We start from the raw sequence: 7,654 nt of genomic DNA on the forward strand, positions 1-7,654 counted from the left end.
ACCGCATCCGCGCCCGGCTGGCGGAGTTCCGTTCGCCGGTGTTCACCGTGGCGCTGGCCGATATCCGTAGTCAGCTCGACGGCCTGGACCTGTCCGGATTCCTCGCCAGCCAGACGGCGGATCGCTGGCTGCAGTACCCGCGCTACCTGAAGGCGCTGGAACTGCGTCTGGACAAGCTCGGCAACAACATCCTGCGCGATGACAAGGCCAGTGCCGAAGTGCAGCGGCACTGGCAGCGCTGGCAGCGCCACGTGCAGCAGGTCATGGCCAGGGGAGGGGATCCCGGGTCGTGCGACGAGTATCGCTGGCTGCTGGAGGAGTACCGCATTTCGCTCTTCTCGCAGCCCCTGAAAACCGCCGTGCCGGTATCGGCGGAACGCCTGGATCGCCTCTGGTCGCAATTGACTGACTGAGGTAATGCCCAATGCGGCGTGTTGTCATCAGCGGGACCGGCTTTCATGCGCCGGCGCCGCGCATCAGCAATGAGGAGCTGGTCGCGGCATTCAACGCCTATGTGCGTCGCCACAACGCCGAGCATGCCGGCGAGATCGAGGCCGGCACGCGCCAGCCGCTGGCCGAGTCCAGCGCCGAATTCATCGAGAAGGCCTCGGGCATCCGCTGCCGCCATGTCGTCGACAAGGCCGGCCTGCTGGACCCGGAGCGCCTGGTGCCGAGCATCGCCGAGCGTGGCGATGACCAGATCTGCGTGCAGGCCGAGCTGGCGGTGGCCGCCGCGCGCGGGGCGCTGGCGAAGGCCGGCCGCGAGGCCGCCGACATCGATGCCGTGATCGTGGCGGCCACCGGCCTGCAGCGCGCCTATCCGGCGGTGGCCGTCGAGGTGCAGCAGGCGCTGGGCGCTCGCGGCTATGCCTACGACATGAACGTGGCCTGCTCGTCGGCGACCTTCGCCCTGCGTTCGGCAGTGGATGCCGTCGCCTGCGGCTCGGCCCGGCGTGCGCTGGTGATCTGTCCCGAGGTGTGCTCGGGCTGGCTGGACTGGCGCGATCGCGACTGTCACTTCATCTTCGGCGATGCCGCCGTGGCGATGGTCGTCGAGGCGGCCGACGACGCCGTGTCGGCAGTTCGTTTCGAGGTGCTGGGCTCGCGCCTGCAGACGCAGTTCTCCAACAACATCCGCAACAACTTCGGCTTCCTCAACCGCTGCGAGGATGGCGACCCGCTGGCGCGCGACAAGCTCTTCTACCAGCAGGGCCGCAAGGTGTTCAAGGAGGTCTGCCCCATGGTGGCCGAGCAGATCCTCGACCACATCGGCGAGCACGGCCTGACACCTGCCGACCTGAGCCGGCTGTGGCTGCATCAGGCCAACATCAACATGAACGACCTGGTGACGAAGCGCGTGCTGGGGCCGGACTTCAGGCGCGAGCAGGCGCCCATGGTGCTGGACGAGTACGCCAACACCGCCGCCGCCGGCTCGGTGATCGCTTTCCATTTCCATTCCGACGATCTGCTGACCGGCGACACCGGAGTGATCTGCTCGTTCGGCGCCGGCTACTCGATCGGCAGCGTGATCGTGCGCAAGCTCTGACGATCGGCGCGCGCGCATGACTTGGTCGGGGCCGCAGCGTGGTTTACACTGACCCGTCATATTCATGTGTGTATCAGCGGCCCGATGAACCGCCGCCAGTCGTCCCGTGCAACGGGCACCGGCGGCACGCGGGCCGCAGTCAGTCGATCAGAGGTCTACATGCAGCGTGTTGTCATCAGCGGCACCGGGCTCTTCACGCCCGAGCAAAGCATCAGCAACGATGAACTGGTGGTGGCGTTCAACGCCTACGTGCAGCGCTACAACGCTGCCAACGCCGAGGCCATCGCTGCGGGAACCCTGCAGCCGCTGTCCGATTCCAGCTCCGAGTTCATCGAGAAGGCCTCGGGTATCAAGTCGCGCTACGTGATCGACAAGACCGGCGTGCTCGATCCCGCCCGCATGGCACCCCACATCGCTGAACGCCCCGACGACCAGATCGGCATACAGGCCGAGATCGGCGCCATTGCCGCGCGCCGGGCGCTGACCAGCGCCGGCAAGACCCCGGCCGATGTCGACGCGGTGATCGTGGCCTGCTCCAACATGCAGCGCGCCTACCCGGCGGTGGCCATCGAAGTGCAGCAGGCGCTGGGTGCCGGCGGCTACGCCTACGACATGAACGTGGCCTGTTCCTCGGCCACCTTCGGCCTGCAGGCCGCGGTCGACGCGGTGCGCTCCGGATCGGCCCGCTGCGTGCTGGTGGTGAGCCCGGAAATCACCTCGGCGCACCTGGAGTGGCGTGACCGCGACTGCCACTTCATTTTCGGTGACGTGGCCACGGCCATCGTCGTCGAGGCCGCCGACACCTGCACCGCGGCGTCGCCCTTCGAGGTGCTGGGCACGCGTCTGCAGACGCAGTTCTCCAACGCCATCCGCAACAACTTCGGCTTCCTCAACCGTTGCGACGAGTCCGGTGTCGGCAGCCGCGACAAGCTGTTCCGCCAGGAAGGCCGCAAGGTGTTCAAGGAAGTCTGCCCCATGGTGGCCGAGCAGATCGTCAGCCACGCCGGCGACACCGGCATCGAGGTCGCGGCGCTCAAGCGCCTGTGGCTGCACCAGGCCAACATCAACATGAACGAGCTGATCGCCAAGCGCGTGCTCGGCCGCGAGTTCAGCCGCACCGAGGCGCCGGTGATCCTCGACGAGTACGCCAACACCAGTTCGGCGGGCTCGATCATCGCCTTCCACAAGTACCAGGATGACTTCGTCGCCGGCGATGTCGGGGTGATCTGCTCGTTCGGTGCCGGTTACTCGATCGGCAGCGTGATCGTCCGTCGCTGCTGACCACCGGGAGATGGCCATGAGCATGTCTTTTGCTGTGCGTGCCCGCCTGCTGCCGCTGGCAACCTTGCTGGCGCTGGCTGGCCCCGCCGTGGCGGCGGATCCTGCTGATCCCTGGGAGGGCTTAAACCGGGGTGTGTTCGTGTTCAACGAGCAGCTCGACAACTATGTCGCCAAGCCCGCCGCCAAGGTCTACCAGAAGGTGGTGCCGCGACCGGTGGACAACGCGGTCTCGCGCTTCTTCAACAACCTGACCTCGCCGCTGACGCTGGTCAACCAGCTGCTGCAGGGCAAGCCGGCCGATGCCGCCGCCACCACCTCGCGCCTGATCTTCAACAGCACGCTGGGTCTGGGCGGTCTGTTCGACATCGCCGAGAAAATGGGCGTGCCGCGCAAGAAGGAAGACTTCGGCCAGACCCTGGCGGTGTGGGGCGTGGGCGCGGGTCCCTACGTCATGCTGCCGGTGCTGGGTCCGAGCACGGTGCGCGACTTCTTCGGCCGTGCCGCCGACGGTCTCGCCGATCCGCGCGCGCACATGAACGCCGAGGCCGCCTATGGCCTGGCCGCGCTCGATCTGCTCGACACGCGCGCCGACCTGCTCAGCGCCGAAAAGGTGATCGAGGGTGATCGCTACACCTTCATCCGCGAGTTCTACCTGCAGCAGCGCGCCTTCGCCATCGCCGATGGCAAGATCGAAAAGGACGAATTCCTCGACGAGGATTTCGACGACGAAGACGAGCCGGGAAGCGCCGCGGAATGAACGCCGCCACACCAGGTCCCATCCTGGTGATCGATGCCGAGCAGTCCGTTGCCCGGCGACTGAACGACTGGCTCAGGGCCGACGGTTTCGAGGTCGTGGTGGCCGATGGCGCCGACAGCGGCTTCGCCGTGGCCCGCGACATCCGGCCCGCGCTGGTGCTGGGCGAGCTCGGGCTGACGCTGGCGAGCGGTTCCCAGCTGCTGCGTTCGCTGCTGCACGAGCTGCCTGACACTTCGGTGATCGTGGTCACCGAGACCGCCTCGCTGGACGAGGCGGTGACCGCGTTGCAGGAAGGGGCCAGCGACTTCCTGATCAAGTCCCTGCTCAACGAGGATATCCTGCGGGTGTCGGTGCAGCGTGCCATGGAGCGCCGCAACCTGCGCCTGGAGAACCGCCACTACCGGGAAATGCTGGAGCAGACCAACGAGCGCCTGCAGCACAGCCTGCAGCTGCTCGAGCACGACCAGCGCGCCGGCCGCCAGGTGCAGAACCGCCTGCTGCCGCCGACGCCGCACGAGTCCAACGGCCTGACCCTATGCCATTTCACGCTGCCGTCGCTGTACCTGTCCGGCGATTTCGTCGACTACTTCAGCCTCGGTCCGGGCCGCACCGCGTTCTATCTGGCCGATGTCTCCGGGCACGGCGCCTCCAGCGCCTTCGTCACGGTGTTCCTGAAGGCGCTGACCAACCGTATCCGCCGCCAGTTCGAGAAGCGCACCAAGGTGTCCACGCTGTCGCCCGGACGCATGCTGCAGACCATGAACGACGAGTTGCGCGAGCTCGGAACCGGCAAGCACCTGGCGGTTTTCTTCGGAGTCATCGACACCAATGCCGACGTGCTCAATTACGCCATCGCCGCGCATTATCCGCCGCCCATGCTCTACCAGGACGGTGAAGTGACCCAGCTGCCGGGGCAGGGGCTGCCGCTGGGCCTGTTTCCCGAGGCGCGTTTCGACGAGCACCAGGTGAGCCTGTCGCGACGGTTTTCGCTTCTGGCGCTGTCCGATGGTATCCTAGAGGTCCTGCCCGCCGGGGAGCTGGCTGCCAAGGAAGCCGTGCTCCGCGCCGAAGCCGCTGCCGCCGGCGGTGAGCTCGACGTGCTGGTCGAGCGCCTCGGCCTGCAGGAGGTGCGTGACGTCCCGGACGATATTGCGCTGTTGATGATCAAGCGTGACGAGTGACAATGGATCCCTGCAAGATGCAATATGCCGTTCATGACGGCACCTATGTATTGAAGCTGCTGGGTGATGTGCGTGTCCCGGTATGCACCTCGCTGGAGTCTTTCGTCGAGGACCGCCTGCTCTCCGACGAGAGCCTGCGCGCCGTGCTCATCGACCTGACCGAGACCGACGCCATCGACTCCACCGCGCTGGGCCTGCTGGCCCGCATCGCCGTGGCCCTGCAGTCGCGCAGGATGAGCCGTCCGGTCATTCTCTGCATCAGCCCCGACATCGAGCGCATCCTGGTCAGCATGGGCTTCGACAAGGTCTTCCGCATTCTACACGACACCACGACGCTGGGTGACGAGTTCGACGACCTGCCGCGTGACGACCTCAGCGAGGAGGCCGTCACGCGCCGCGTGATCGATGCCCATCGCACGCTCATGGGCCTCAACGACAGCAACCAGCAGTCTTTCCGCAGCTTGGTCGAGGCGCTGGAGAGCCAGCGCCGGCAGCGTCACTGAGCACGCCGGTCATCGCGACCGGCGTCAGTGTCCGCACACTGCCTTGGCCGGCTCAGGCCAGTCGCGGCAGCAACAGTCCTTCCAGCTTGTCCAGATCCGCCGCGAACAGGCGTATGCCTTCGGCCAGCTTTTCGGTGGCCATGGCGTCCTGATTGAGCTGCCAGCGGAAAGCTGCCTCGGTGAGGGCGGGCAGGGCGGCGGCGGGCGTGATGCGCGTGGCATCCAGCACCGGCGTCAGGGGGGCGCTTTCGCCGGCGAGCGCATCGAGCAGGGCGGGGCCGATGGTGAGCTTGTCGCAGCCGGCCAGGGCCCGGATCTCGCCGGTGTTGCGGAAGCTGGCGCCCATGACCACGGTGCGGTGGCCGACGGCCTTGTAGTATTCGTAAATGCTGCGCACGGAGACCACGCCCGGATCGGTCTCCGGCGTGTAGTCCTGTCCCGTCTTCGCCTTGTACCAGTCGAGGATGCGTCCGACGAAGGGCGAGATCAGCGTGGCGTCGGCCTCGGCGGCGGCTTGCGCCTGCGCGAAGCTGAACAGCAGCGTCAGGTTGCAGGCGATGCCCTCCTGCTCCAGCACGCGCGCGGCCTGGATGCCTTCCCAGGTGCTGGCGATCTTCACCAGCACGCGCTCGCGCGGCACCCCGGCATCACGGTAGCGGGCGATCAGGCGGCGGGCCTGCGCCAGCGTGCCGGCGATGTCGAAGGACAGGCGGGCATCGACCTCGGTGGAGACCAGGCCGGGAATGTGCTTGAGGATCTCGACACCGAAGCCCACCGACACCGCCTCGATCGCCGCCGTCAGCCGCTGCGACGGCGGCAGGGCGCGGGCGGCGTCGATGCCGCGCGTCAGGATGTCGGCATAGGCCGGGTCGCTGGCGGCCTTGAGGATCAGCGAGGGATTGGTGGTGGCGTCTTCCGGCCGCAGGCGGCGGATGCTGTCGATGTCACCGGTGTCGGCGACCACCACTGTGCAGGCGCGCAGTTGGTCCAGCGGGTTGCTCATAGATCGATTCCAGCGGCCGCGGCGGCGGCTTTCAGTACGTTGATTCCGGCTCCGGGCAAGTGTGCCTGCGTGCTCAGTACTTGGCGATAGCGGCGGCCGCCCGGCACGCCCTGGAGCAGGCCCAGGATGTGGCGGGTGATCTGGTTCAGCGGGCAGCCCGCCGCCAGCTCGCGCTCCACGAAGGGCAGGTAGGCACGCAGGATATCCGCGCGCGATGGCAGTTCGCTGACACCCCACAGGCGCTGCGCTTCCACCAGCAGATAAGGGTTCTGGTAGGCCTCGCGGCCGATCATGACGCCGTCCGTGTGCTGCCAGTGGCTGATGATTTCATCCACCGTTTTCACGCCGCCGTTGAGCTCGATGGTCAGCTGCGGGCGTTCCTGCTTGAGCCGGTAGACATCGGTGTAGCGCAGCGGCGGCACCTCGCGATTTTCCTTCGGCGACAGGCCGGCGAGGATGGCGATGCGCGCGTGCACGATGAAGTGCGTGCAGCCGCGAGCCGCCACCTTGTCGACGAAGTCGAGCATGTCCTCGTAGCGCTCCAGGCCGTCGATGCCGATGCGGTGCTTGACCGTGACCGGTATCTTCACCGCCGCCTGCATGGCCGCCACGACCTCGGAGACATGATCCGGCTCGGCCATCAGGCAGGCGCCGATGCGGCCCTGCTGCACGCGGTCGGACGGGCAGCCGACATTGAGGTTGATCTCGTCGTAGCCCCAGTCCTCGCCGAGCTTCGCGCAGTGCACGAGATCGGCGCGGTCACTGCCGCCGAGCTGCAGCGCGATGGGATGCTCCTCGGTCTCGAAACGCAGGTGGCGCGGCACGTCGCCGTGCACCAGCGCCTGGGTGGTGACCATCTCGGTGTAGAGGCGGGCGTGCGGGTGGCACAGGCGCAGGAAATTGCGCGCGTGTCGCGTGGTCCAGTCCATCATGGGGGCCACGGACAGCGCCTTGGGCGCGGGGATAGATGGGGTGGGCTGCTGTTCTGACATGGATATTCGGGCCGGATCGTGGCGGTGATTGTCGCATGGAACGCGCGGGGACGTGAGCCGGCAGGCGCTTAGCGCAGCCCCAGTCGTCGTGCCAGCCGGTGCAGGTTGCCGCGGTCCGTGCCCAGTGCCCGGGCGGCGGCGGCCCAGTTGCCGGCATGTTCGGCCAGCGTGGCTTCGATATAGTCGCGCTGGAAGGCATCGCAGGCCTGTCGCAGTGGCAGGCTGCTTGCTTCTGGCAATGGCCGGGATTGGGTGTGCGGTGCTGACGGCAGGCGTTGCGGCAGGTCGAACAGGTCGGCCGTGATGTCTGCGATGTGCTTGTCGCTGCGGCCTGCGGATGCCCTCAGGGCGGCCCGGCTGATCAGGTGTTCCAGTTCCCGGATATTGCCGG

General features: G+C 67.2%; 9 protein-coding genes. 6 read left to right on the forward strand and 3 right to left on the reverse strand.

The window, feature by feature from the left end:
• The 6 genes from C5O18_RS04545 to C5O18_RS04570 form a co-directional block, all read left to right on the forward strand.
• Nucleotides 1-413 (forward strand): DUF3418 domain-containing protein (locus C5O18_RS04545; protein ID WP_146089208.1); only part of this gene is annotated, 413 nt, incomplete at its 5' end.
• Nucleotides 414-424: 11 nt separating this feature from the next.
• Nucleotides 425-1,546 (forward strand): beta-ketoacyl-ACP synthase III, encoded by a 1,122-nt coding sequence (locus C5O18_RS04550; protein ID WP_105191854.1) that lies wholly within the window; start codon nucleotides 425-427, stop codon nucleotides 1,544-1,546.
• A 159-nt stretch (nucleotides 1,547-1,705) separates the two neighbouring features.
• On the forward strand, nucleotides 1,706-2,827 hold the full coding sequence (locus C5O18_RS04555; protein ID WP_105191856.1) for a beta-ketoacyl-ACP synthase III: 1,122 nt from the start codon (nucleotides 1,706-1,708) through the stop codon (nucleotides 2,825-2,827).
• Nucleotides 2,828-2,843: 16 nt separating this feature from the next.
• Nucleotides 2,844-3,584, forward strand: coding sequence for an MlaA family lipoprotein (locus C5O18_RS04560; RefSeq protein ID WP_241146740.1), 741 nt, complete (start codon nucleotides 2,844-2,846; stop codon nucleotides 3,582-3,584).
• Nucleotides 3,581-4,765: a PP2C family protein-serine/threonine phosphatase gene (locus tag C5O18_RS04565; protein ID WP_105191860.1), complete on the forward strand. Its 1,185-nt coding sequence runs from the start codon at nucleotides 3,581-3,583 to the stop codon at nucleotides 4,763-4,765. The genes C5O18_RS04560 and C5O18_RS04565 overlap by 4 nt, the downstream gene beginning before the upstream one ends.
• Nucleotides 4,766-4,782: 17 nt before the next feature.
• On the forward strand, nucleotides 4,783-5,268 hold the full coding sequence (locus tag C5O18_RS04570) for an STAS domain-containing protein (protein WP_158249266.1): 486 nt from the start codon (nucleotides 4,783-4,785) through the stop codon (nucleotides 5,266-5,268).
• A gap of 52 nt (nucleotides 5,269-5,320) precedes the next feature.
• On the opposite strand, the gene tal is transcribed toward C5O18_RS04570, so the two are convergent.
• From tal to C5O18_RS04585, 3 genes are all read right to left on the reverse strand, one after another.
• Nucleotides 5,321-6,271, reverse strand: coding sequence for a transaldolase (tal, locus tag C5O18_RS04575; protein ID WP_105191864.1), 951 nt, complete (start codon nucleotides 6,269-6,271; stop codon nucleotides 5,321-5,323).
• Entirely contained in the window at nucleotides 6,268-7,263 is a 996-nt protein-coding gene (gene dusA / locus C5O18_RS04580) for a tRNA dihydrouridine(20/20a) synthase DusA (RefSeq protein WP_105191866.1), read from the reverse strand. The genes tal and dusA overlap by 4 nt, the downstream gene beginning before the upstream one ends.
• A gap of 68 nt (nucleotides 7,264-7,331) precedes the next feature.
• On the reverse strand, nucleotides 7,332-7,654 hold a 323-nt coding region (locus tag C5O18_RS04585; protein ID WP_277422143.1), incomplete at its 5' end, for a helix-turn-helix domain-containing protein.

It is taken from the genome of Amnimonas aquatica, from assembly GCF_002943415.1.
In the GTDB taxonomy this organism is placed as follows: Bacteria; Pseudomonadota; Gammaproteobacteria; order Pseudomonadales; family Moraxellaceae; genus Perlucidibaca; species Perlucidibaca aquatica_A.

Bases quoted from the DNA above. Each gene is read 5' to 3' on its own strand.
- C5O18_RS04550 (WP_105191854.1), top strand. From the start codon at position 425: ATGCGGCGTGTTGTCATCAGCGGGACCGGCTTTCATGCGCCGGCGCCG.
- C5O18_RS04555 (WP_105191856.1), top strand. From the start codon at position 1,706: ATGCAGCGTGTTGTCATCAGCGGCACCGGGCTCTTCACGCCCGAGCAA.
- C5O18_RS04560 (WP_241146740.1), top strand. From the start codon at position 2,844: ATGAGCATGTCTTTTGCTGTGCGTGCCCGCCTGCTGCCGCTGGCAACC.
- C5O18_RS04565 (WP_105191860.1), top strand. From the start codon at position 3,581: ATGAACGCCGCCACACCAGGTCCCATCCTGGTGATCGATGCCGAGCAG.
- C5O18_RS04570 (WP_158249266.1), top strand. From the start codon at position 4,783: ATGCAATATGCCGTTCATGACGGCACCTATGTATTGAAGCTGCTGGGT.
- tal (WP_105191864.1), bottom strand. From the start codon at position 6,271: ATGAGCAACCCGCTGGACCAACTGCGCGCCTGCACAGTGGTGGTCGCC.
- dusA (WP_105191866.1), bottom strand. From the start codon at position 7,263: ATGTCAGAACAGCAGCCCACCCCATCTATCCCCGCGCCCAAGGCGCTG.